This window comes from Hyunsoonleella sp. J2K-J805, assembly GCF_057167125.1.
In genome coordinates this window covers 965,274-988,689 of record NZ_CM169901.1, presented here as the reverse complement: position 1 = coordinate 988,689, position 23,416 = coordinate 965,274, and the positions used below count along the sequence as shown (strand labels likewise).

Here is a 23,416-nt window from a genome sequence, read left to right as displayed (position 1 = left end):
CAAACTGGATTAAAAAGCATCTAAAGCTATACAAGGTTTAGATGCTTTATTCTTTGATTTTAAGTTTTGTTGCATATTGGTTAATTAATTGGGTATGCTTTTAATCCTTGATGTGTTATATGAAAATGAGCATGATGTTTGAAGATAAATGTAATTTTAAATAGAGACAATCATTTTTTGGTAAGTTCGTTTAACGGTAAAGTGTATGATTTCGTCACGTGGTTTAGGCACTAAAGTTAGCAAATAATCACAGATAGAAAATTCCAGCGGAATTTTCGTAAGTAAGACTTTATTAGCAATAAATTACACACAGTGTTTGCAACTGGCATTTTTCATTCGTCCAATCGAGATTCTAAATCCATACGTTGGTGTAATACTCTTATTATCTCAATTTGTTCTTTCTTGAGATTAATTTTGTAGAAAATAAAGTGTGATTTTATTCGAGCACGAAAATATCCTTTTCTTATTTGATTATAATCCTTTCCAGATTTAGGATGTTCAGTCAAATATTCAATTTCATCAATTATCAAATTCAAATATCTGTCAGCTTGTTCAACGGACCAATTCTCGAATGTATAAAGCCATATATTTTCAATATCTCTATTAGCTTCTTCACTGATTATATAGTTCATTATTCAGCCAGATGCTTTTGATGTAATTGTTTTAAAAGCTTTTTTCGGTCAAAATTTTCGACAAATCCCGATTTCTCTCCTTTTTTAAGTTCCTTAATGAGTTCCACTTTTTTGGATTCCTCGTGCTCAAACATTCTCAATGCTGCTCTAACAACTTCACTTGCTGAAGAGTACTTTCCAGTTTTTATTTGTCGACTTATGAAGTTGTCGAAATAGTCGCCTAATAATATAGATGTGTTTTTAGCCATAACTACTTTTTTTCAAATATACCAACTCTTGGTATCAATTCAAAATTTTAAGCTTGAGATTCCATTCAGGGTTTTTGCTTGTTGCTAATGTGGAGATATCGTTCCGTTTTAATGAACTATATCGGATAATAAACGAATATATATTAAAATTCTTATAAAATCAAGTGACGTTAATTCAATCACAACACTCGCTTCTTCGGTTAAAAACACGTTAATAAATCCCTTTTCATAATTACCTTAAAAACCATAAATCTTTAAAATATTCCTTTTCTTTGTAGCATACTAAAGTTATATGAGTCAAGAAGTATCAAAACGCTATGCACAACGAGGAGTTTCAGCCTCAAAGGAAGATGTGCACAACGCCATTAAAAATATAGACAAAGGCCTGTTTCCAAAGGCGTTTTGTAAAATTGTACCCGATTATTTAACTGGTGATGAAGACTATTGCCTAATTATGCATGCTGACGGCGCGGGTACAAAATCATCTTTAGCCTATATGTATTGGAAAGAAACGGGAGATGTTTCCGTTTGGAAAGGTATTGCTCAAGATGCCTTAATTATGAATATTGATGATTTATTATGTGTTGGTGCTACAGATAATATTATGCTATCTTCAACTATTGGACGGAATAAAATTATTATTCCAGGTGAAGTGATTTCAGCAATAATAAACGGGACCGAAGAATTGATATCGGATTTAAAGTCTTTTGGGGTAACCATTCATTCTACGGGTGGTGAAACTGCTGATGTTGGTGATTTGGTGCGCACCATAATTGTGGATTCGACCGTAACTGCAAGAATGAAACGTAGCGCTGTGATTGATAATGCTAATATTAAAGCAGGTGATGTTATTGTTGGTTTAGCATCTTTTGGGCAAGCAAGTTACGAAACAGCATATAACGGTGGAATGGGCAGCAATGGTTTAACTTCCGCCCGTCATGATGTATTTCATAAATACTTAGCTGAAAAATATCCAGAGAGTTTTGATGCTGCAGTTCCAGAGGATTTAGTATATTCTGGGCGAGTAAAACTTACTGATGACGTTGAAAACGCACCAATTGATGCAGGCAGGTTAGTGCTATCGCCTACACGAACTTATGCCCCAATTATTAAAGAAATACTTTCAAAATACAAAAGTGATACTGTTCATGGTATGGTACACTGTTCAGGTGGCGCACAAACAAAGATTCTTCATTTTATTGATAATTTACATATTGTAAAGGATAATATGTTTCCTATACCGCCACTATTTAAGCTGATTCAAGAGCAATCAAAAACCGATTGGAAAGAAATGTACCAAGTGTTTAATTGTGGGCATAGAATGGAACTATACGTGTCTCCAGAAATAGCGAATAACATTATTGAAATTTCTAAATCTTTCAATGTAAATGCACAAATAATCGGTAGAGTAGAGGCTTCAGAAAAAAAATCACTTACAATAAAAAGTGAGTTTGGTAAGTTTATATACTCATAAAAATATTCCAAATTATTACAATCTATGGAATGGTTTTTGATAAAAACAGTGTTAATCAAACCAAAAGAACCATGAGAAGATTTATAACAGCCCTCACTGTTTGTATTATTCAATTCTCTTTTTCTCAACCCGATTCACTTTACATCAAAGAAAAAAAAGTCTATGATGGTCCGCAATGGGAACAAAATCAGAAGGCAAGCATAGATATTAGTCAAGTGAGTTTTACCAATTGGAATGCAGGAGGTACCAATTCCATTTCGGCGTTATTAGGCTATCAATACACTGCAAACTATAAAGACAAATTTTTCTTCTGGAATAATGGTGTAAGAGTGGGTTATGGCGTAAACAAACAGGAGGACAGAGAATTGCGTAAAACGGATGATATTTTTGAAATTACCTCAAATTTAGGGTATCAACCCACTCCAAATTCTAAATGGTTCTATTCAGCACGCTTTAATTTTAAAACCCAGCTTACAAATGGGTTTCAGTATCCTGATACAAGTAATCCTATTTCCCGACTAATGGCACCGGGATATCTGTTTTTTGGTGGTGGTATGGAATATGGTAAAAACATTGACGAATTATCTTTTTATGCTTCTCCCTTAACTTTAAAGGCCACATTTGTTTTAGATCAAGATTTAGCAGATGCAGGTTCTTTTGGAGTCGATCCGGCTATTTTTGATGAGAACGGAAATATTATAAGAGAGGGGAGTAACCTAAGGCGGGAAGTTGGTATTTTAATAACTAACACTTATGCGTTGGAACTTGCGAAAAACATTAAGGCAACCAACTTGCTAAGTGTTTACACTGATTACATCAATAATTTTGGAAATGTAGATGTGGATTGGAGAGTTAATTTTGATTTCAAAGTAAACAACTTTGTTAGAGCGACCTTAGAATCACATTTAAGATACGATGACGACGTGAAAACACTGCAGCCGTCTGCGACTGTGGATGGAGAGTTTGACGAAACGGGAGCGAGGGTACAATGGAAGCAGTTTTTGGGTATTGGTTTTGCAGTTGATTTCTAGTGTTTAAAAATTAATAAGATTTAAAAATTTGTTAACTTTTTTATGTTGATAAATATTTAAGTTGTTGAAAATCAAGTTTTTGATTATTTTTTAATGTAAACTTTATGATGTTTGTCATGTTTGAAATGAAATAAATTTTGTTGTTTTACGGTTTCTTAACTAATCCATAAATTTTATAAAAACCATAGAACTACAATGAATGTGAAAACCACCCCTCATCAAAAATCTTACACCCAAGAAGAAGCTTTTGAAGCTTCATTAAAATACTTTAAAAACGACGATTTAGCGGCACGCGTTTGGATAAATAAATATGCTTTAAAAGATTCTGAAGGTAATTTATTTGAATTATCACCTGATGATATGCACAAACGTATTGCAAAAGAAATTGCTCGTGTAGAAAAAAAATATGCTAATCCACTTACTGAAACTGAAGTTTTTGATTTAATAAAAGACTTTAAATATATAGTGCCTCAAGGAAGCCCCATGGCAGGCATTGGAAATCCGTATCAAATCGCATCACTTTCAAACTGCTTTGTTATTGGTAATGATGGCGCTTCAGATTCTTACGGTGGTATCATGAAAATTGACCAAGAGCAGGTGCAATTAATGAAACGTCGTGGAGGTGTTGGTCATGATTTATCTCATGTGCGCCCAAAAGGGTCTCAGGTAAAAAATTCAGCGTTAACATCAACAGGTATTGTACCTTTTATGGAGCGTTATTCTAACTCTACAAGAGAGGTGGCCCAAGATGGGAGAAGAGGGGCTTTAATGTTGTCAATTTCTATTAACCATCCTGATGCTGAGGATTTTATTGATGCTAAGTTAGAAGCTGGCAAAGTTACTGGTGCAAACGTTTCTGTTAGAATTGATGATAGTTTTATGAAAGCAGTTAAGGCTGATACAGAATATGTTCAGAAATATCCTGTATTTAGCGAAAAACCTAAGTTTTCAAAAACGATTGAAGCTAATGGGCTTTGGAAAAAAATAGTACATAACGCGTGGAAATCTGCCGAACCTGGAATTTTGTTTTGGGATACTATTGCAAACGAATCTGTACCAGATTGTTATGCAGATTTAGGCTATAAAACAGTATCCACTAACCCATGTGGAGAAATTCCACTTTGTCCTTATGATTCTTGCCGATTATTGGCCATAAATTTGTTTTCTTATGTTGAATCGCCTTTTACAGACAACGCAAAATTTAATTTTGATTTGTTTAAAGAGCACGTATCGTATGCGCAACGTATTATGGATGATATCATCGATTTAGAATTGGAAAAAATAGATGTTATTCTTAAAAAAATTGATGAAGATCCGGAAAGTGATGATGTAAAAACAGTTGAGCGTAATTTATGGTTAAATATTAGAAAGAAGGCACATGAAGGACGCAGAACCGGAATAGGTATCACTGCAGAAGGTGATATGCTGGCAGCACTGGGTTTAAAATATGGAAGCGAAGAAGGAAATGCATTTTCTGTAGAATTGCATAAAACTATCGCACTAGAGGCTTATCGCGGTTCGGTAAATTTAGCAAAAGAGCGCGGTGCTTTTTCAATTTATGATTCTGATAGAGAAAAAGATAACCCGTTTGTATTACGTATAAAGGAAGCAGACAGTCAGTTATATTACGAAATGATAGAATATGGAAGACGTAATATTGCATTATTAACCATTGCACCAACAGGTACAACAAGTTTAATGACGCAAACCACATCTGGTATTGAACCTGTGTTTTTACCAGTATATAAAAGAAGGAGAAAAGTAAACCCCAATGATAAGGATGTGCGCGTAGATTTTGTTGATGAAGTAGGAGATTCTTGGGAGGAATATGTGGTGTTTCATCATAAATTCAAGCAATGGATGGAGGTTAAGGGTATAGACACATCCAAGAATTTCTCGCAAGAAGAAATAGATAATTTAATTAAAGAATCTCCATATTACGGCGCAACATCAAATGATGTAGATTGGTTGAGCAAAGTGAGTATGCAGGGTGCTATCCAAAAATGGGTAGACCATTCCATAAGTGTTACTATTAATTTACCAAACAATGTAAGTGAAGAATTAGTGGGCGATTTATATGTAAAAGCATGGGAAGTTGGTTGTAAAGGAGTTACTGTATATCGTGAGGGTTCGCGCTCTGGTGTATTAATTTCAAATGATGAGAAGAAAGAAGAAAGTACTGAAAATAAATTAACTGTTTTCCCAAATAAGCGTCCGCAAATATTAGAAGCTGATGTAGTGCGTTTTCAAAATAATAAAGAAAAATGGATTGCTTTTATTGGTTTAGTTGATGCTAAGCCTTATGAAATCTTTACAGGTTTAGCAGATGATGAAGATGGTATTTTAATTCCGCGTTGGGTAAACCGTGGTTTAATTATCAAAAATAGAAATGAAGACGGTACATCACGTTATGATTTTCAATATAAGAATACCAGAGGCTATAAGACCACTATTGAAGGCTTATCCCATAAGTTTGATCCAGAATTTTGGAACTATGCAAAACTAATTTCTAGTACGTTGAGACATGGTATGCCAATTGACAAAATAGTAGATTTAATAAATAGTTTACAATTAGATAGTGAGTCTATAAACACCTGGAAAAACGGTGTGGGTAGAGCATTAAAACGTTATATAGAAGACGGTACACATGCCAAAGGGCAAACATGTATGAATTGTGAATCTGAAAATTTAATCTATCAAGAAGGTTGCCTAACGTGTAAGGATTGTGGTTCTTCAAAGTGTGGCTAAAGGTTAACACAAATTTTATATTGAAAAGGGAGGCTATTGAGGTTTCCCTTTTTTTATAAACTTCCTATAGTCAAATATTTATAATCTTCTAATTCGGTAAGTTTATCAATTAGTTTAGTGCACCCATTTTTCAAAAGATAAAGGTTGTCTGATATATCAACAATATGCCGATACATGTGATCGGTAATTATAATAATTTTATGCTGTTTTTCTTCTGAAATAATAGTCTTGATAGTTTCAATATGAAGCGGTGCTAAGTGAGAAAAGGGTTCATCTAAAAAAATGATTTCTTTATTGCTTCTTAAGATAATATATGTTTCAACCAAACGACGTTCTCCTCCTGATAGCCTACTAAATTTTGTGTTTTTTAAGATTTTTAATCCTTCAAAAGCAGTAATAAAACTCTCCCAATTCACTTTAAAAAGTTTAAAAGCAGTCTTCAACTTCATTTGATCTGGAATAAAATTGGTTTGAGGTAAAAGCGTAGTAATATTTGTTTGATATAAGGGTTTTAAAACAGGTTTATTATCCACTCTTACCAATTGGTATTTGGCTTTTAAATTTCCAAAAGCAATATTTAAGATACAACTTTTTCCACAACCATTGCTTCCTAATATTCCTGTAACTTCTCCAGTTTTTGCTTTTAAGTAAACGCCGCTTAAAATCTTTTTATTTGAAAAGTATAGCTCAATATTATCAAGTTCTAAAATCATACAAAAGCCTTAACTATTAATAGAAAAGGTAAACTCAATATTACATCTATCACAAAAAATATGGTAAACAGTTTGAATGTAGAAATGCCTAAATTTTTATAAAATATTAACTGGCGTTTTGCTTGTGTCTCAGTAATAAAATACCATATACATATTACTAGAAAAACTTTCACTATAAATAAAGGTATTACATCAAACCCTAAAAGTAAGAGTACAAAATTAACACCATAAGACCAGATAAAGAAAGGCCTATAAAACAGAAAGACTGATGAAAACTGCTGCATAGTAACACTACTAACGTATAAACTTTTAGATTATTTTTATTTGGCAGTGACATGGTGAGGTTTCAATAGATTATAATTCATAAATTATCGTATTTTTGATGACTAATTTGAATAGAGCAGATGTTAGACAAGTTACAGATAGTAAAGCAGCGTTTTGATGAAGTGAGTGATTTAATCATTCAACCAGACATTATTTCTGACCAGAAACGTTATGTGCAACTAACTAGAGAGTATAAGGATTTAAAACTTTTAATGGATAAGCGAGAGACTTATATTGAATTGACAAACAATTTAAATGAAGCCGAGGAAATAATAGCAGATGGAAGTGACCCAGAAATGGTAGAAATGGCAAAAATGCAATATGATGAAGCTAAGGAGGGTATTCCAAAACTCGAAGAAGAAATAAAAGTATTGCTCATTCCAAAAGACCCTGAAGATGCCAAAAACGCAGTGGTTGAATTACGCGCGGGCACAGGGGGAGACGAGGCAAGTATTTTTGCTGGAGATTTATTTAGAATGTATACCAAATATTGCGAAGGTAAAGGCTGGAATGTAAGTACTGTAGATTTTAGTGAAGGTACCAATGGAGGCTTTAAGGAAATACAGTTTGAGGTAACAGGTGAGGATGTTTACGGTACCTTAAAGTTTGAGGCTGGTGTACATCGTGTACAGCGTGTACCACAAACCGAAACGCAAGGGCGTGTACATACGAGTGCGGCAACCGTAATGGTATTTCCTGAAGCAGAGGAGTTTGATGTAGAAATAGATCCAAAAGATGTGCGTATTGATTATTTCTGTTCTTCAGGACCAGGTGGGCAATCTGTAAATACCACATATTCCGCAGTACGATTAACGCATGAGCCAACAGGTTTGGTAGCGCAATGTCAGGATCAAAAATCGCAACATAAAAATAAAGAGAAGGCTTTTAAGGTATTGCGTTCTCGTTTATACGATTTAGAGCTGGCTAAGAAACAAGAAGAAGATGCAGCAAAACGAGGAAGTATGGTGTCATCAGGAGATAGAAGTGCTAAAATTAGAACCTATAATTATCCGCAGGGACGTGTTACCGATCATCGTATCGGATTAACCCTTTACGACCTTCAGAATATTGTGAATGGCGATATTCAAAAAATAATTGATGAATTACAATTGGCTGAAAATACAGAGAAATTGAAGGCTAGTGACGACGTGATTTAAATGACAACAAACCAACTCATTTCAGAAATCAAAAAAAAGCAATCCTTTTTATGTATTGGATTGGATGTGGATTTAGATAAAATACCCCAACATCTTTTAAACGAAGAAGACCCAATTTTTGAATTTAACAAAGCCATTATTGATGCCACACATCACTTATGCGTAGCTTATAAACCTAATACTGCTTTTTATGAAGCTTACGGTATCAAAGGTTGGAAAGCATTAGAAAACACAATTAAGTATCTAAATAAAAATCACCCAGAAATATTCACTATTGCAGATGCAAAACGTGGAGATATTGGTAACACTAGTACTATGTATGCTAAAGCCTTTTTTGAGGATTTGCAGTTTGATTCCGTTACGGTTGCGCCATATATGGGAAAAGATTCAGTAGAACCCTTTTTAGCATTTAAAGATAAGCATACCATTATGTTGGCTTTAACCTCTAATAAAGGGGCTTTTGATTTTCAAACATTATCTGTGAACAATCAGGAATTGTATAAAGAAGTACTTAAGGTATCCAAAGCATGGACAAATTCTGAAAATTTGATGTACGTTGTTGGTGCTACAAAGGCTGAATATTTAGCTGACATAAGATACATTGTCCCAGATAGTTTTTTATTGGTTCCTGGAGTAGGAGCACAAGGAGGAAATCTTCAAGATGTTTGTAAATATGGTATGAATGATACTGTTGGATTGTTAATCAATTCTTCCCGAGGAATTATTTATGCTTCTAAAGGAGAGGATTTTGCTCAAATGGCTGCTGAAAAAGCAACCGAACTTCAAAAATCCATGGCTGTTGAGTTATCCAATTATTTCTAACACCTTGCAAAAAGGTACTTAGTTGTGATAGTACTGTCGTTGGCGTATAGGCCCCTGCGTTAGGGCTTGCAGCGGCATCCTTTTTGGTATTGGTGGCTGAGGTTCTCGAAGCCATAATAGCGAAAAGATATAGCGGAAAGCCCGAGCCGAAGGGGAACCTGCCTGCCGGCAGGCAGGCGCCCAAAGAAAAATTAAAAAACCTTTACATCACAAACAAAAATTCTTTGACTTAAAACGGCCAAATAATGGGTACGAGCAATAGCGATATAGCAAAGAATATAAGCAGTAATGGTGCGCCCACTTTTAAGTAGTCCATGAACTTGTACCCCCCGGCAGACATTACCATGGCGTTCGTTGTTGTACCTACAGGTGTTAAAAATGCTGTTGAAGCACTAATGGCAACCACTATCATAAATGGTTCAGGAGATAAGTTTAAAGAAGTTGCTGCAAGTATTGCTATTGGTGCCATAAGTACCGCAGTTGCAGAGTTATTGATAACCTGACTAAATGTGGTTGTTAATAAAAATATACCACCTAGGAGCATAACTGGGGAAACAGAACCCAAATAGGTTACAAGTGCATTTGCTACCATTTGTGCTGTTCCTGTTTTTTGTAGTGCTATACCCATAGGAATCATGGCTGCAATCATCACAACGCTTGTCCAACTTATACCTTTATATGCTTTTTGCATTGGGACACACCCTGTTAATAATACGATTCCAGCACAAATTAATGCAGCCATTGATCCTGGGACTACTTTAAAAACCAATAAACCAATCATTAGTAATAGAGCGCCTAAAGCGATGTAAGATTTTGAATTTAAGCTATCTACGTTTTTAGCCATTCCTTCTGGGCTACCACAAATTACGAGGTTGTCGTGTTGGTTTTTTAAATCTTCGATGTTTTCCCATGAACCTCTTAGTAAGAAAGAATCGCCTACTTTTACTTGTATCTCTTTATCAAGAAGCGGTTTGTTATTTCTGGATGCTGCTAGTAGTTGAATACCGTACCTTTTAAAATAGTCGCCTAGTTTATATTTTCTTCCTACTAGAATAGAGTTTGGGTTTACAATAACCTCTGTCATACCCACCTCTTGATTTATTAAGTTGTTTTTTAGTTCATCGGTCACGGGCTCCAGTGGTAAAAGACCTAATCTGAATTTAATCATTATTCTGTTAATATCTTCCGTACTACCTTTTACCGTAATGATATCGTGATATTTGAAGAATGTTTGATTATCCGGAAATTCAACAAATTGAGGCACACCTTTTAAAGGGTTTGGGTGTCTTCTTTTTAATCTAAGAATGGTGATGCCGTAATCTTTTTCAAAATTCCAGATACCGATTTTTGTATTTAATAAAGGGGAAACAGAGCGCACACGGAGTCTGTAGTAGTCATCATCTATTCGATAAGCCTCAATCCAATTATGAAACGTGGTTTCTAGGTTAACAGGCTTATTGTTAGTTTTGTTTTGAGGTAATAATTTGTAACCTATATATCTAAAATATACTAAGGCAATTATAAGTAATGGCAGTCCAATTAATCCAAACTCAAAAAACGAAAAACCTTCATAGCCACTTTCAACAAGAGCGTTACTAGCAATAATATTTGGTGGTGTTCCTGTAAGGGTTAATAACCCACCTGTATTTGATCCAAAAGCCACGGGCATTAGCATTTTTGATGGTAGTGTACCAATACTCCAAGCAGATGAGATGGTTAATGGCATTAAGGTGGCAACCGTACCTGTATTGCTTACAAAACCAGATAGTATTCCAGAACCTAAAGACACAATTACCAATAGTTTCGGAATGCTCTTTCCTGCCCATTCTACAAACTTTTTACCAGCCAATGCGGTCCAGCCTGTTTGCGATAAACCTTCACCAATAATGAAGAGCGCTGCAATCATGATAACGGTTGGGTTACTAAAACCACTTAAGGTTTCCTTAGCATCCAAAATTCCAGTTAAAAACAGACTGATCATTGAGAGTAGTGCAACAATATCCGGGGTAAATTTTCCCCAAACAAATAATGCTATTGTTATTACAAGAATGGTAAGCATTAAATAGATCATAATTTCTAATTGATTAAAGAGGTATTATTTTCCTCAAAATTATAATGTAAAATTACCCTAGTACCTCATTAATAATTATGACTATTGTCATGCTTTTTTAGGTAAACTAATTTTTATGTTTTTCTCTATTTTTTAGTGTCAAAAATAAGAAAAGCAGTTACGAAAACGCTTTCGTGATACAAGGTTGCTAAATAAAGTTGTAGTTTTGACTTGAAGTTTAATTTGAGCTAGGGGCATCATCCAATTATTTCGGTGAAAGTTTGTAAAAATATGTCAAAAGTTCAGTTTTTTTACGACAGATTAGTTCAAAAGCAAAAACCATAAATTTATATGAAGTTAGATATACTAGCCATAGGTGCACATCCTGATGATGTTGAACTAGGCTGTGGTGCTACCGTAGCTAAAGAGATAGCAAAGGGTAAAAAAGTTGGAATAATAGATTTAACACGTGGTGAGTTGGGTACTAGAGGTACAGTTGAAACTCGAAGGGTTGAAGCAAAAAATGCTGCAGATATTTTAGGTGTTTCGGTAAGGTTGAATATGGGATTTTCAGATGGGTTTTTTGTGAACGACAAAGCGCATCAATTGGCTTTAATTCAAAAAATAAGAAAGTTTCAGCCAGAAATAGTGTTATGTAATGCTATTGATGATAGGCATATAGACCATGGAAAAGGCAGTAAATTGGCAAGCGATGCTTGTTTTTTAAGCGGACTTGTTAAAATTGAAACTAACGATGATGACGGTGCTATCCAAAAACCATGGCGACCAAAATTTGTGTATCACTTTATACAGTGGAAAAATTTGGAGCCAGATATTGTTGTTGATGTTTCTGGATATATTGATACCAAAATGAAAGCGGTTTTGGCTTATGAAACTCAGTTTTATAGTGAAAATAGTAAGATGCCTGAAACGCCAATTTCTAGTAAAAACTTTACTGATAGTGTGAAGTATAGGGCAAGAGATTTGGGACGCCTAATTGGTGTTGAAGCAGGAGAGGGTTTTAATGTTGAACGCTATCCTGCGGTTGATAGCTTGTTTGATTTAAAGTAGTCCAAAACGCTTTTAAAAAACAAAAAAACGTTTTGCAGACAGAAGTAAATAAATTACATTTGCACTCGCATTTCTATTTAGAAATACATGGTGGTTGTAGCTCAGTTGGTTAGAGCGCCTGATTGTGGTTCAGGAGGTCGTCGGTTCGAGACCGATCTTCCACCCAAAAATACCAAGCCTTTCAGTTTTGAAAGGCTTTTTTTGTTTACCGTTACGGATATAAGCCGTTTTAATACTTCGATAAACTCAGCGCATGTGGTTTATATCCGACGGTAACTGTCTGCCAACAGGCAAGATCGAAGTAGTTTCAAGTTTTTACAAAGTCAAGTCAGGCTTACTCCAAAAACTTACTCTTCAATTCAGGAGTAGGAATCATACAAGCATCTTTTTTGCCATACCATTTATGGCGATTCTTGGCAATAAAATCATAAAACCAATTACTTATGAATGATGGTACAATAAGAAAAATACTCAATACATTGGTGGGAAACCCTAGTTTTGAAGCCACTTTTAAAGCAGCGGTACTTTTGGAAACAATGCCTTTTTCAGGAATATAAAGCAGTATAGAATCTACTTTTTGGGTATCAACATTAAAATGGCTTATTATCTTTTTTCCGGTTTCATTTTGAAGTGCGGTAAACATAAAACGGTTTTTCTTATCGTGCTTTATTACATATTGCACAGAGGAATTGCATAGGTTACAAACACCATCAAAAAGAATCAATTGTTTATCTTTTGGTACACCAAATTCCATGTTGCAAAGATACGCCCTTTATAACTCACTTAAAAATTGGTTGAGATCGACTTCTTTATCTAAATTGAGTTTCTTTTTGAGTCTATATTTACTTTTTAAAACACTTTCGGGCAACACGTTAAGCATAGATGCAATTTCCTTTGTAGACAAATTCATTCTTAAAAAAGAAGCTAAACGCATTTCTTTTTCCGAGGCATCGGGGTATATCTCTTTAATCTTATGGTCAAAGTTATTGTGCACTTCTGTAAAGTAGGATTTGAATACTTCCCAATCTTTATCTTCTGCACTCTCTTTTTTCAAGAGCATTACAATACGCCTAAATTCAACTTTAAACAATTCTGGCGAACGTTTTATCTTTTCTAAGTTTTCTTTCAATTCTTGAATAAAGGTGTTTTTTTGAACCAGATGCAGGGTTTGGGAAGCCAATTCCTTCTTTTTAAATTCAATTTCCTGTTTGTATATTTCTTCTTGTTTCTCGCGTTCTATTTTGTTTTTTTTCATGCGTTGTTTCAAGCTAAAAAAGATAAGGCCAGCAATAGCAATAAAGGAAAACATACCGATACCATAGAGTGTTTTGGTGAGCTTGTCGTTTTCTGCCTCAGCATTCAAGGTTTCAATCTCCTTTTTCTGAATGGAAATTTCTGCTTCTTTTTGTTCGGTTTCGTATATAGCTTTTAGTTCCTCAATTTGTTGTAACTTTTTTGTAGTGAAAAGGCTATCATTTATGGTTTGATATAACTTTAAGAATTCTAGCGCATCATTGCTTTTATTGAGACCTTCTAAAAATGTAGAGCGGTTTTTATATAAACGTGCAAGATGCGACATAGCACCTAAAGATTTTGCTATATCTATTGCTTCCACATTACGCTTTAATGCAGCGTTGTAGTTTTTATTTTGAAAATCAATTTTTGAGAGGCTTTCTAATGTGTTAACCATACCTAGCTTTAAATTTTCTTTTTTAGCGATATCCTTTGCTTCAATTAGTATAGGTTTGGCTTCATTGAGTTTGCCCTGTAAACGTTTAATTTCCCCAAGGTTATGTAATGCATTTGTAGTTCCTAAATTGTCCTCTACTTTTTTAGCATTTTCAACTGCGTGATTAAAATAAGTTTCAGCAGATTTATAATCATTCAAATTTTGATAGGAAATACCCATGGAATTTTGCGTGTATGCCACATAAAACGTTTCTTCAAAGCGCTCATATATGTTTAATGCATCTTTAAAATATTTTATGGAAGATTCATGGTTTTCTAAACCACTTTCTATGTCACCAATCATTTTCAGCGCATCTGCCTTTCGGGTTTCATGGTTTATGTTCTCAAAACATTTCAAACCTTGGAGCGCATATATTAATGCTGTTTTATAATTAGCCTTTTCTACATAAATACCAGCTATAGAAACGTATTGGGCTCCAAGAAATTTGGTTTTAGCATCACCTTCTTTTTCATGTGTTTTTATAAGTTTTATATTCTCTTTTGTAATGGCAACTGCATTATCAAGGTTGCCATTGGAACTTTCTATTGAGGACAATGAGTGATTAACAAAAATAAGCCCGCGCATACTTTTGGCTTCTTTAAAAACTATTTTGGCTTTGTTGTAGTAAAACAAGGCAGAGTCATTTTCAGATCTATTGGCAAAGTAATCAGCACGATGCATATAGCCAACAGCAATTCCTCTGGTATAATTTATTTGCTTTGAAATTTGTAGCCCTTGTTCTGCATAAATTTTAGCTTCTTCTGGTTTAGAGAACATCATTTTTTCATGAAGACGCGTTAAAATCATCACTTTAACAGAATCGTCTTCCTTTCTATTGGCGAGTTCGGTTTTTAAACTATCTATAAGTTTTGTGTTTTGGGAATAGCCCGATAAGGAAAGAAAAAATAGAAAGAACAAGAAAGCTAGGGTTGGATTTTTCATTTTCGACGGTTGTTAACTATTGCTAAGTTATAGATAATAGCGGTTCGTTCTACAAGGTTGTATTTTGCTAAAAGTATGTTTGTCTAGAACTTGTCCATCGTGTTCTTAAATTAAATTAGTTTTAATTATTTGAAAATAAGATACTTAAAAATTAACTTGATAAACAAATCCAGATACTGTCCTAATAGGGATTTAGATGAATGTCCCCCTTTTGTCCACTAATGAAAAAAGTAAATTCGTATTGATAAGCTTTTTATAATAATTGTAAAACTCGAAACTATAGCTGCGACTGTCTACTTTTTTCCTGCTTCGACTAACTCTAATAGATCCAAAGCCACATTAGTGGTGAACATACCGTAGTTTACATTGGCCTTATTTTTTTCAATACTATCAATGCTTCCAATGGCTCTTCCATCATTCATACGTACACGGTCGCCCACTTTTAAAACAGGTTTTGGTTTTGGTGGTGCTTCATCTGCTTTTTTCTTTGCGGCTTTCTTCTTCTTTCTAATAGCATTCACCTTTTTTTCGGCTTCCTGTTTTACTTGTTGTTCTTTGGCCTTTTGCGCACGTTTTTGTTTCGCAGATACTTTTTTGCGTTTAGAGTTTTCAATTTGTACTAATTTGAATAACTCTGCTAATAACTCGCGTTTCTTATGATTTTCAAAGTATTTTTCAGCAATATCATTCACTTTCTGACCTAAGTAAATTAAACGCTGATTACTATCATACAATTCTTGATAACTCTCTAATTTCTTCTGAATTTTAGTATTTATTTCTTCAAGTTTATCCGCTTCTTCCTCTTTTTTCTTTTCATTGATTTTTAGCGACTGCCCCGTTTTTTCTAATCTAGAACGTTCTTTTTGAAGCTTAGCAATTGTAGCATCAAAGCGCACTTTACTGCGTTCAATCTTTTTCTTTGCACGGTTAATTAAAGAATAAGGAATTCCATTTTTTTGTGCCACCTCAAACGTAAAACTGCTACCAGCTTGCCCTACTACCAGCTTAAACATGGGCTCAAGTGTACGCTCGTTAAAGAGCATATTGGCATTAATCATGTGTGGTAACTCCGTTGCTAAAATCTTTAGGTTGGAATAGTGTGTGGTAATAATCCCAAAAGCTTCACGATGGTAAAACTCTTCCAAAAAGGTTTCTGCCAGCGCTCCGCCTAATTCAGGGTCAGAACCCGTACCAAACTCATCAATTAAAAAGAGTGTGTTTTTGTTACACTTCCGAAGAAAATAATTCATCTGTTTTAAACGATAGCTATACGTACTTAAATGATTTTCAATAGATTGATTGTCGCCAATGTCACTTAAAATTCTATCGAATAAGCAAACGGTACTACGCTCATGAACAGGAATAAGCATGCCGCTTTGTAGCATCACCTGTAATAAACCAACGGTTTTTAAGGTGATACTTTTTCCGCCCGCATTTGGGCCAGAGATAACGATAATTCTGCTGCCTTCCTTTAGTGAAAGGGTTTGCGGAAAGGTTTTTTTCTTTTGCTCTAAATTATTTAAATAGAGTAGAGGGTGATATGCATCACGTAAATACATGCTCTTGTCTGTAGAAAGTTCAGGAAGAATAGCGTTCATAGATTTCGCATATTTTGCTTTTGCGGAAATCACATCAATATCAATCAAAAAAGATTGGTAGTCTTTTAAAAGAGGTAAAAAAGGACGCATAAAATCCGTTACTTCTTTTAAAATACGAACAACCTCTTCCTTTTCTTCATATTCTAAATTGTTAAGCTCTCGTGTATATTGCAGTGTAGTTTCAGGTTCAATATAAACAATGCTTCCTGTTTTACTGTTTCCCATAATGGCTCCCTTCACTTTTCGTCGGTACATGGCTTTTACAGCTAAAACACGACGGTTATCAACTACTGATTCTCGGATGTCATCCAAATATTCGAGATTGTGATAAGTGTTTAATGCAGATGCGAAACTCTGATTTATTTTACCTTTTACTTTGTTTATAGACTTTCGCAAATCATATAAGGTGTCAGAAGCATTATCTTTTATATCTCCAAAGCGGTCAACAATGGCGTCTACCTTTTCAATCAAAACTTTAGTAACTTCAATATGGGAGGCGAACTTATTTAACGTGGGGTAGTATTCCTCAAACTTCTTTAGAAAAGTAACGATGGTGTTCACGGTCAAAGACATGGAAACTATTTTCTTCAACCCATGAACCTCTAAAAACGTATTCTCAATATTTAAAAGCTGAATTTCCTTTGAAATGGTATCAAACCCATGATTTGGAATGCGGTTATCATTGTCGAAGGATGATATATATTCATTAGTAAGATGCAATGCAAACTGTAATTCCTCTCTGGTTCTGTAAGGAGAAATTTTTAGAGTAGCCTGATTTCCCAAGGGTGTAATGCACAACTCACTTACTTGTTGCAATACAGTTGGAAATTCTAAATCTTGTAATGTTTTATCGTGAATGTGTATCATTTTTTGCATTGTTGCAACAATGAATGTGCGAAGTTATGAATTCTTTACATTAAGTTTTAATAAATTTGCAAACCAAAAATTCTAAAATGTTGCCGGGGAGATGTAACATTTTTTGAATTTTAGAACTAATAAATAAAAATAAAAATGAACTTTATAAAAAGAGTATTATCAACAGTTGTAGGGATTATAGTTTTTTTGGTATTATGTTTCTTTGGGTTATTTATACTTGGGGCATTGCTAGGCGGTTCTTCGGAAGAAGTTGTTCAAGTAAAACCAAATTCGGTGTTGAACTTAAAACTGGATTTTCCAATTCAAGATTATGCAGGTAAAACCATCTATAAGGAATACCCTTTTTTAAATGAAGATGAGAAAAATGGGTTGTTCAATTTAGTAGATGCCTTAAAATACGCCAAAACCGATGATAAGATAAAAGGTATCTCCATAAATAATAATTTTATTATGGCTGGAATTACGCAAACCAAAACCCTGCGAGATGCCTTATTAGATTTTAAAGATTCAGGGAAATTTATAGTGGCTTATGCAGATATGTTTACGCAAAAAGACTACTATTTAAGCTCTGTAGCAGATACCATTTATATTAATCCAGTTGGAATGATGGAGTTTAAAGGGTTGTATACAGAGCGTTTGTATTTTAAGGATTTTCAAGAAAAATCTGGTATAAAAATGGAGGTGGTACGCCATGGGAAATACAAAAGTGCTGTTGAGCCATTTCTGGAAAGTGAAATGAGCGACAATAACCGAGAGCAAATTTCGGTGTATTTAAACGGACTTTGGTCAGAAATGAAAAAAGAAGTTTCTGAAGCTAGAAATGTTCCTGTAGAACAGCTTGATATAATAGCCGATAGTTTATTGGCTAGAACCCCAGAATTAGCGATAAGCTCTAAATTGGTAGACAAAATTGCATATTATGATGAATACATTGATGGCTTAAAACATGCAGTAGGCTTATCAAAAGATAAAAACTTAAAAATGGTAAGTATTGAAGATTACGCGCGTTATGCCTCGCCAAAACTAAAAGCGAAAACCAGTAGTAAAGATAAAATAGCAGTAATATACGCTGAAGGTGATATTATGTATGGCGAAGGCGATAATGGCGTTGTAGGGCACATAACCATTAACGAGGCTATACGAAAAGCTAGAAATGATGATAATACTAAAGCCATTGTATTACGGGTTAATTCCCCAGGCGGTTCTGCTTTGGCCAGCGAATTGATTTGGAGAGAAATAGAACTAACAAAAAAAGTAAAGCCTGTAATTGTTTCTATGGGAGATTTAGCGGCCTCTGGAGGTTATTATATCGCAACAAATGCAGATAAAATTATCGCAGAACCAACCACAATTACCGGAAGTATTGGTGTTTTTGGAACTCTGCCTAACTTCAAAAATTTAGCAGATGATATGGGTATAAATGCAGAACAAGTAGCAACCAATGCCAATGCCGTAACCTATAGTATTTTTGAACCTTTGAATGAAAATCAGCATAAATACATACAGGAAGGTATTATAGATGTATATAGTCTTTTCACCAAGCGCGTTGCTGATGGACGTAATCTAACTGCAGAACAGGTTGAAGCAATAGCTCAAGGCCGTGTATGGACAGGTAATGATGCTCTAGAAAAAGGACTTGTTGATGAGTTGGGCGGATTAGATCTTGCCCTAAAATATGCTGCTGAAGCTGCTGAAATTGAAGAATATAAAATTAGAGAATATCCAGTTTTTGAAAAGAATCTAGATGAAATGCTAGAAACTTTTGGACTAGCAAAAGCCAAGGAACAAATTCTAGCTGAAGAACTTGGTGAAGAAAATTATAAGTTGATAAAAGAAGTAAAGCGTTTATCGCAGAAAAAAGGCGTGCAATTGTTATTTCCTTTTAACACAGAGATAAAATAGATTTAACTTTTATACAGATATGAAAGGCGAACTTAGGTTCGCTTTTTTTGTATTCAACCTTTGAGTTTTTTCTCATTTCAATTAATCCCATTTTTTTTGCTTTTTATAGATTTATTGATAATACGCAAAGCTTTCTTCGTAATTTTCTGTAGATGGTTTTTGAAATATACATATTTCGGAATCAGCTTCTTATATTTTAGCTATTAACAAAAAACCCTCAATTATGAAAAAAATTACGTTTATCTTTTTTAGTTTTATAACTTTTTTAATTTATGGACAAAACGAACTCATGTCCTCAACAGAAGAATTCTATGATGGAGCCAATTGGATAAGCTCCTCAGGAAGTAATTATGAATATGATACAAATGGTAATTTAATAAAAGAGACAGGTTTTAATTGGAACTTTGTGTCAAGTTCTTGGGAGTATTCATTTGAAGATACATTTGTGTTTAATGCAAACGATAGAATGACGGAAGCCATCTATAAAAATTGGGACAATTCTTTAGGTGTATTCGTAAATTTAGATAGAGAAACATATACTTATAATAATGGAAACCTCATAGAAATAATAGAGTATGGTTGGGTAGGCAATAACTGGGTGAATGAATATAGAACAACGATAACCTATAGTGGTGGTTTACCCGATGAAGTTATTGATTATGAATGGGACGGACAATGGGAATTAGATGAAAGATCTGTGCCCATGTACAATGGTAGTATTGTTGAAATGACTACATCAGAAATTAGAAACGGAACAAGCTGGGAGTTAGATTCTCGGGTACTGTATTCATATGATTCTAATAATAAACTTATTAAAGAGACTTATGAGGATAGGGATGGTATGGTTTGGGAGCAAGAAAGCAGTGTGGAGTATACCTATGATGGGTCAGAAAATTTAATTACAGAAGTTTTCAAGACTCCAGAAGAAACTGTAACATTTGAAGAAACCTATGCTTACGATACTGGTGAGCTTATGTCTAGTTTTAAACACCCATTTAAGGAACGTACAGGCTTTGATTATTTTGTACAGGACTTTCCATATATAAATAAAGTTCTTAGCGCTACGCAAAGTAATTTTAGAGTATTATACAATTATAATAGTTCAATTGTTTTAAGTGATAAAAACATTGAATCTTCCAAACTAGAACTTACTCTGCATCCTAACCCGGTTATGGAGAATGTAACTATAGATTTGTCTAAAAATGTAATAATAGAAAAAATTCAACTTTTTAATAGTTTAGGAAAACAGGTTTTAAATATACCCTTTAAACCAACTATATATTTGGGCGATTTACAATCAGGTATATATCTTTTAAAGATTACTACTAATTTAGGCACTACAGAAATAAGTAAGATATGTAAATTATAGTATTTCAATTGTTAATAATTTGAAGAGAAACATTTTATGTTTCTCTTTTTTGTTTTCACTCATCAAAACGAGCCGTCCACTCCATACGGGTTTCACAAAATATTTTTCGGTTTTAATTTTAAAGAAAAACACTTAAAGCATTATTATGAAAACTGTTTTAAAAATCGTATTTCTTTACGCCTTATTTCAATTTAACCTAATTTTTAGTCAAGAAAAAAACATTGAAACGCATTCCATTCAAATTGATGATTTTATCTCTTACATTGCAGAAAACTACGAGAAGGATGGTGGTGAGCTGTACAACCTCACATTTTTAATACAAACATCTAATATAGGCTATTCAGTTGAAGACAAAGTTGTCTTAAAGCAAGCGTTTCGTTTGTTTTCCAAACGAATGGTGGAAGATAATACCATTTCTGTTGGGCCATTAAGGTTTTAATGTTGCGGCTTTACAATGCAATCTGTAAAGAAAATCGAGAAGATATTAAATGCCTTCAAGAACTTTAAATCCAATGTAAAGGAGCTTCATAATAACGGTATAACCTTCGCTTAGGAGTTTGTCAATAAAAATTTTGATAATAAAGCTATTAATAGAATAGTGATGATACGAATTCCAAACTTAGGTAATACCAATGTAGTTGTAGAAGCTTCAAAACAAAATAAAAAGAAAAACAATGCTGTAATTCTTACGGCTATAAGGCTTTTACCTTAGATTATTTCAGTATTAAATGATTAAATATTTAAAACTAAATAGTCTAAAAATGTACTAAAGAAGTGTCAATAGGTGTAATATCTCGCCGTAATCTACATGTTTTTGCATTCGGTCTAAAAAGTTATACTACCACTTCTTCCTCTGTATATTTATTGATAAAAAATTGGTTAACCAAAAAATAAGTGTATTTTAGCGAAAAAAAAAGCTTTTAAACGATATTTTTAAAAGAATAGTTATTGTGACCTAGAAAATTAAATAGTGTCAAAACTGTTAAGATGTAAAGTTTAACCTCTCGTAAATTGTACATAAACACTAAAATATTTGCCCCAGCTCTATTTTTGCTTGTGTTTCCAATATTGACTTTAGCTCAAGTTAAGATTGGTGATAATCCATCCTTAATAGATTCTAATTCAATTTTAGAATTAGAAAGTAATAACAAGGTTTTGGTTTTAACACGCTTATCGCAATCCCAGATAGATGCTCTTGTGCCGTTAGAAGGCGCCCTAGTTTATAACACCGATACCCAATGTATTTATGCTTTTGAAGGTACAACATGGAAAAATCTTTGTAATGAGCCTAATATCACGATTGGTAATACGAGCCCAATTGTTAATTCTATTGGTGATTTTTGGTTCAATGATTCCGATGGCGTTGTAAGTGTTTGGGATGGCAATCAATGGCTACCAATAAATTTACATCCTCGTAGAGGAAGTGGAGTCCCAAATGCTTCTTTACCAAATGTTGTTGCTGGCGATATATATGTAGATCAAAATAATGGAGATATTTATACCTATAATGGTACAAATTGGGTACCATTAAATCAAAGTATAGCAGCAGATAATGGACTTTCAATCTCTAGTAATACTATACAATTAGGAGGGTTGCTTACCAAACCAACAATAATTACTACCAATAATATTAACACTTTAGCTATAAGAGGTTTAGATGATACTTTTTTAGATAGTACTAATAATAGTGTTGTGGTTGTAGACAATACTTCAGGTGTATTAAGAAAGGTTTCTGCAACAAATTTAGTAACCCAAGAGCAAGTTGTTATTATAGCAACCAATGGGCAAACACAGTTTAACCCTCCTGGAACAATAACCGATATAGATAAAATAGATGTTTACAGAAATGGAGCCAGAGTAGCTTTTTCTTTAGTAAACGCTACAACTATAGAAATTGAAGCCGAAGCAACTTGTTTTGATGGCGACGAAATACGAATAGTACAAATAAATTAATAGCAATAATTTTTTTAAATATTAAACCCCAGAACACATGAAACAGAATTTTTTAAAATTAAGATTAGCATTAATAGCTATTTTAATGTTTAGCGTAAGTAATGCACAACAAACAACAGGCGATGTTGGTAAAACTGAAGATGTTGGAAGATCTACAACACTTAATGGTACAATTAGAGTAATTGATAATAAGGGTACCAAAAAGTTTTTACAAGTTAAAAATGGTATTACGCTTTTAACGGATGCTACACCAGATGGAGGGATTGTCTCTACATGGCAGTTAGGTGGTGCCTTAACGGATGATACTTATATTGATGCATCAGGAGCTGTTTTTGCATTAGATGGTTTAGAATTAGTAGATACAGCAACTGATGCTCCATCTACTGATGCTACTGATGGCTCAACGGCTGCGCCAGGAGGAACAGCAACTGGTACAGGTTGGACCATATTAGTTAGAGATGAAGCAACAGGAGAAACTAAAAAATTATTAGCTACTGATGTAGTAGCTGCAGGTCAATTAACAGCAACTGCTGCTGCTGATGGTGCAGCCCCTGCTTTAGCAGATGGTTCTATTCCTGCTATATACCAAAAAGTATGGGTGTATAGAAATGGTGCCAAACTTGTAGCCAATATAGACTATACTGTAGCTGCGGGAGTAGTAACATTAGCCCCAAGTACAGCCGCTCCAAATGATTGGGAAATTTTTGCAGGTGATGTATTTGAAGTACAGTGGATTAACTAATTGAAAACAATGCTGAGTTTCTTATTTAAAAAATA

The 23,416-nt window shown here is 34.1% G+C and carries 18 protein-coding genes and 1 tRNA gene; 12 read left to right on the top strand and 7 right to left on the bottom strand.

The features are described from left to right. Window positions 1-332 precede the first annotated feature (332 nt). Window positions 333-632: a type II toxin-antitoxin system RelE/ParE family toxin gene (locus AC1B0Z_RS04385; protein WP_483794336.1), complete on the bottom strand. Its 300-nt coding sequence runs from the start codon at window positions 630-632 to the stop codon at window positions 333-335. Then, a complete protein-coding gene (locus AC1B0Z_RS04380; RefSeq protein ID WP_483794335.1) occupies window positions 632-880 on the bottom strand; it encodes a type II toxin-antitoxin system ParD family antitoxin in 249 nt (82 codons plus the stop codon). Before AC1B0Z_RS04380 ends, AC1B0Z_RS04385 begins: the two co-directional genes overlap by 1 nt. A gap of 292 nt (window positions 881-1,172) precedes the next feature. Between AC1B0Z_RS04380 and AC1B0Z_RS04375 the strand changes: the two genes are divergently transcribed. From AC1B0Z_RS04375 to AC1B0Z_RS04365, 3 genes are all read left to right on the top strand, one after another. Continuing rightward, window positions 1,173-2,354 (top strand): AIR synthase related protein, encoded by a 1,182-nt coding sequence (locus tag AC1B0Z_RS04375; protein WP_483794334.1) that lies wholly within the window; start codon window positions 1,173-1,175, stop codon window positions 2,352-2,354. A gap of 71 nt (window positions 2,355-2,425) precedes the next feature. After that, window positions 2,426-3,385, top strand: coding sequence for a DUF3078 domain-containing protein (locus AC1B0Z_RS04370; RefSeq protein WP_483794333.1), 960 nt, complete (start codon window positions 2,426-2,428; stop codon window positions 3,383-3,385). Between the two features lie 195 nt (window positions 3,386-3,580). Beyond that, window positions 3,581-6,133: an adenosylcobalamin-dependent ribonucleoside-diphosphate reductase gene (locus tag AC1B0Z_RS04365; RefSeq protein WP_483794332.1), complete on the top strand. Its 2,553-nt coding sequence runs from the start codon at window positions 3,581-3,583 to the stop codon at window positions 6,131-6,133. Window positions 6,134-6,186: 53 nt separating this feature from the next. On the opposite strand, the gene AC1B0Z_RS04360 is transcribed toward AC1B0Z_RS04365, so the two are convergent. Then, complete coding sequence (locus AC1B0Z_RS04360) at window positions 6,187-6,846, bottom strand: ATP-binding cassette domain-containing protein (RefSeq protein ID WP_483794331.1); 660 nt, start codon at window positions 6,844-6,846, stop codon at window positions 6,187-6,189. A 404-nt stretch (window positions 6,847-7,250) separates the two neighbouring features. Here AC1B0Z_RS04360 and prfA point away from each other — a divergent pair, with 404 nt between their 5' ends. Both prfA and pyrF read left to right on the top strand, forming a co-directional pair. After that, the gene (prfA, locus tag AC1B0Z_RS04355) at window positions 7,251-8,327 is read left to right on the top strand and encodes a peptide chain release factor 1 (RefSeq protein WP_483794330.1); all 1,077 of its coding nucleotides are present in this window, start codon (window positions 7,251-7,253) and stop codon (window positions 8,325-8,327) included. Further along, window positions 8,328-9,149: an orotidine-5'-phosphate decarboxylase gene (pyrF, locus tag AC1B0Z_RS04350; RefSeq protein ID WP_483794329.1), complete on the top strand. Its 822-nt coding sequence runs from the start codon at window positions 8,328-8,330 to the stop codon at window positions 9,147-9,149. Between the two features lie 229 nt (window positions 9,150-9,378). Here the strand turns inward: pyrF and AC1B0Z_RS04345 are convergent, their stop codons facing one another. Next, the gene (locus AC1B0Z_RS04345; RefSeq protein WP_483794328.1) at window positions 9,379-11,208 is read right to left on the bottom strand and encodes an SLC13 family permease; all 1,830 of its coding nucleotides are present in this window, start codon (window positions 11,206-11,208) and stop codon (window positions 9,379-9,381) included. 342 nt (window positions 11,209-11,550) lie between these two features. Here AC1B0Z_RS04345 and bshB1 point away from each other — a divergent pair, with 342 nt between their 5' ends. Together bshB1 and AC1B0Z_RS04335 are read left to right on the top strand one after the other, a co-directional pair. Next, window positions 11,551-12,270 (top strand): bacillithiol biosynthesis deacetylase BshB1, encoded by a 720-nt coding sequence (bshB1, locus tag AC1B0Z_RS04340; RefSeq protein ID WP_483794327.1) that lies wholly within the window; start codon window positions 11,551-11,553, stop codon window positions 12,268-12,270. Window positions 12,271-12,359: 89 nt separating this feature from the next. After that, window positions 12,360-12,435 (top strand) — tRNA-His (locus AC1B0Z_RS04335). A gap of 169 nt (window positions 12,436-12,604) precedes the next feature. Here the strand turns inward: AC1B0Z_RS04335 and AC1B0Z_RS04330 are convergent. From AC1B0Z_RS04330 to AC1B0Z_RS04320, 3 genes are all read right to left on the bottom strand, one after another. Then, the gene (locus tag AC1B0Z_RS04330; RefSeq protein WP_483794326.1) at window positions 12,605-13,024 is read right to left on the bottom strand and encodes a thiol-disulfide oxidoreductase DCC family protein; all 420 of its coding nucleotides are present in this window, start codon (window positions 13,022-13,024) and stop codon (window positions 12,605-12,607) included. An 18-nt stretch (window positions 13,025-13,042) separates the two neighbouring features. Further along, window positions 13,043-14,941, bottom strand: coding sequence for a tetratricopeptide repeat protein (locus AC1B0Z_RS04325; RefSeq protein WP_483794325.1), 1,899 nt, complete (start codon window positions 14,939-14,941; stop codon window positions 13,043-13,045). Window positions 14,942-15,234: 293 nt separating this feature from the next. Further along, the gene (locus AC1B0Z_RS04320; RefSeq protein WP_483794324.1) at window positions 15,235-17,406 is read right to left on the bottom strand and encodes an endonuclease MutS2; all 2,172 of its coding nucleotides are present in this window, start codon (window positions 17,404-17,406) and stop codon (window positions 15,235-15,237) included. 144 nt (window positions 17,407-17,550) lie between these two features. On the opposite strand from AC1B0Z_RS04320, the gene sppA reads away from it, so the two are divergent. The 5 genes from sppA to AC1B0Z_RS04295 all read left to right on the top strand — a co-directional run bounded on the left by sppA (window position 17,551) and on the right by AC1B0Z_RS04295 (window position 23,381). Further along, a complete protein-coding gene (gene sppA / locus AC1B0Z_RS04315) occupies window positions 17,551-19,317 on the top strand; it encodes a signal peptide peptidase SppA (RefSeq protein ID WP_483794323.1) in 1,767 nt (588 codons plus the stop codon). 223 nt (window positions 19,318-19,540) lie between these two features. Then, a complete protein-coding gene (locus AC1B0Z_RS04310) occupies window positions 19,541-20,686 on the top strand; it encodes a T9SS type A sorting domain-containing protein (protein ID WP_483794322.1) in 1,146 nt (381 codons plus the stop codon). A gap of 145 nt (window positions 20,687-20,831) precedes the next feature. Beyond that, window positions 20,832-21,125 carry a hypothetical protein gene (locus tag AC1B0Z_RS04305; protein WP_483794321.1) on the top strand — a complete coding sequence of 98 codons (294 nt, stop codon included), beginning with the start codon at window positions 20,832-20,834 and terminating at the stop codon, window positions 21,123-21,125. 572 nt (window positions 21,126-21,697) lie between these two features. Beyond that, window positions 21,698-22,639 (top strand): hypothetical protein, encoded by a 942-nt coding sequence (locus tag AC1B0Z_RS04300; protein ID WP_483794320.1) that lies wholly within the window; start codon window positions 21,698-21,700, stop codon window positions 22,637-22,639. A 37-nt stretch (window positions 22,640-22,676) separates the two neighbouring features. After that, window positions 22,677-23,381, top strand: a complete 705-nt coding sequence (locus AC1B0Z_RS04295) for a hypothetical protein (RefSeq protein ID WP_483794319.1) — start codon at window positions 22,677-22,679, stop codon at window positions 23,379-23,381. The last annotated feature ends 35 nt before the right edge of the window (window positions 23,382-23,416 follow it).

Coding starts and splice junctions, on each gene's coding strand:
- pyrF (WP_483794329.1), top strand. CDS start 8,328: ATGACAACAAACCAACTCATTTCAGAAATCAAAAAAAAGCAATCCTTT.
- AC1B0Z_RS04375 (WP_483794334.1), top strand. CDS start 1,173: ATGAGTCAAGAAGTATCAAAACGCTATGCACAACGAGGAGTTTCAGCC.
- AC1B0Z_RS04370 (WP_483794333.1), top strand. CDS start 2,426: ATGAGAAGATTTATAACAGCCCTCACTGTTTGTATTATTCAATTCTCT.
- AC1B0Z_RS04330 (WP_483794326.1), bottom strand. CDS start 13,024: ATGGAATTTGGTGTACCAAAAGATAAACAATTGATTCTTTTTGATGGT.
- bshB1 (WP_483794327.1), top strand. CDS start 11,551: ATGAAGTTAGATATACTAGCCATAGGTGCACATCCTGATGATGTTGAA.
- AC1B0Z_RS04310 (WP_483794322.1), top strand. CDS start 19,541: ATGAAAAAAATTACGTTTATCTTTTTTAGTTTTATAACTTTTTTAATT.
- AC1B0Z_RS04295 (WP_483794319.1), top strand. CDS start 22,677: ATGAAACAGAATTTTTTAAAATTAAGATTAGCATTAATAGCTATTTTA.
- AC1B0Z_RS04385 (WP_483794336.1), bottom strand. CDS start 632: ATGAACTATATAATCAGTGAAGAAGCTAATAGAGATATTGAAAATATA.
- AC1B0Z_RS04345 (WP_483794328.1), bottom strand. CDS start 11,208: ATGCTTACCATTCTTGTAATAACAATAGCATTATTTGTTTGGGGAAAA.
- AC1B0Z_RS04360 (WP_483794331.1), bottom strand. CDS start 6,846: ATGATTTTAGAACTTGATAATATTGAGCTATACTTTTCAAATAAAAAG.
- AC1B0Z_RS04325 (WP_483794325.1), bottom strand. CDS start 14,941: ATGAAAAATCCAACCCTAGCTTTCTTGTTCTTTCTATTTTTTCTTTCC.
- sppA (WP_483794323.1), top strand. CDS start 17,551: ATGAACTTTATAAAAAGAGTATTATCAACAGTTGTAGGGATTATAGTT.
- AC1B0Z_RS04320 (WP_483794324.1), bottom strand. CDS start 17,406: ATGATACACATTCACGATAAAACATTACAAGATTTAGAATTTCCAACT.
- AC1B0Z_RS04305 (WP_483794321.1), top strand. CDS start 20,832: ATGAAAACTGTTTTAAAAATCGTATTTCTTTACGCCTTATTTCAATTT.
- AC1B0Z_RS04380 (WP_483794335.1), bottom strand. CDS start 880: ATGGCTAAAAACACATCTATATTATTAGGCGACTATTTCGACAACTTC.
- AC1B0Z_RS04365 (WP_483794332.1), top strand. CDS start 3,581: ATGAATGTGAAAACCACCCCTCATCAAAAATCTTACACCCAAGAAGAA.
- prfA (WP_483794330.1), top strand. CDS start 7,251: ATGTTAGACAAGTTACAGATAGTAAAGCAGCGTTTTGATGAAGTGAGT.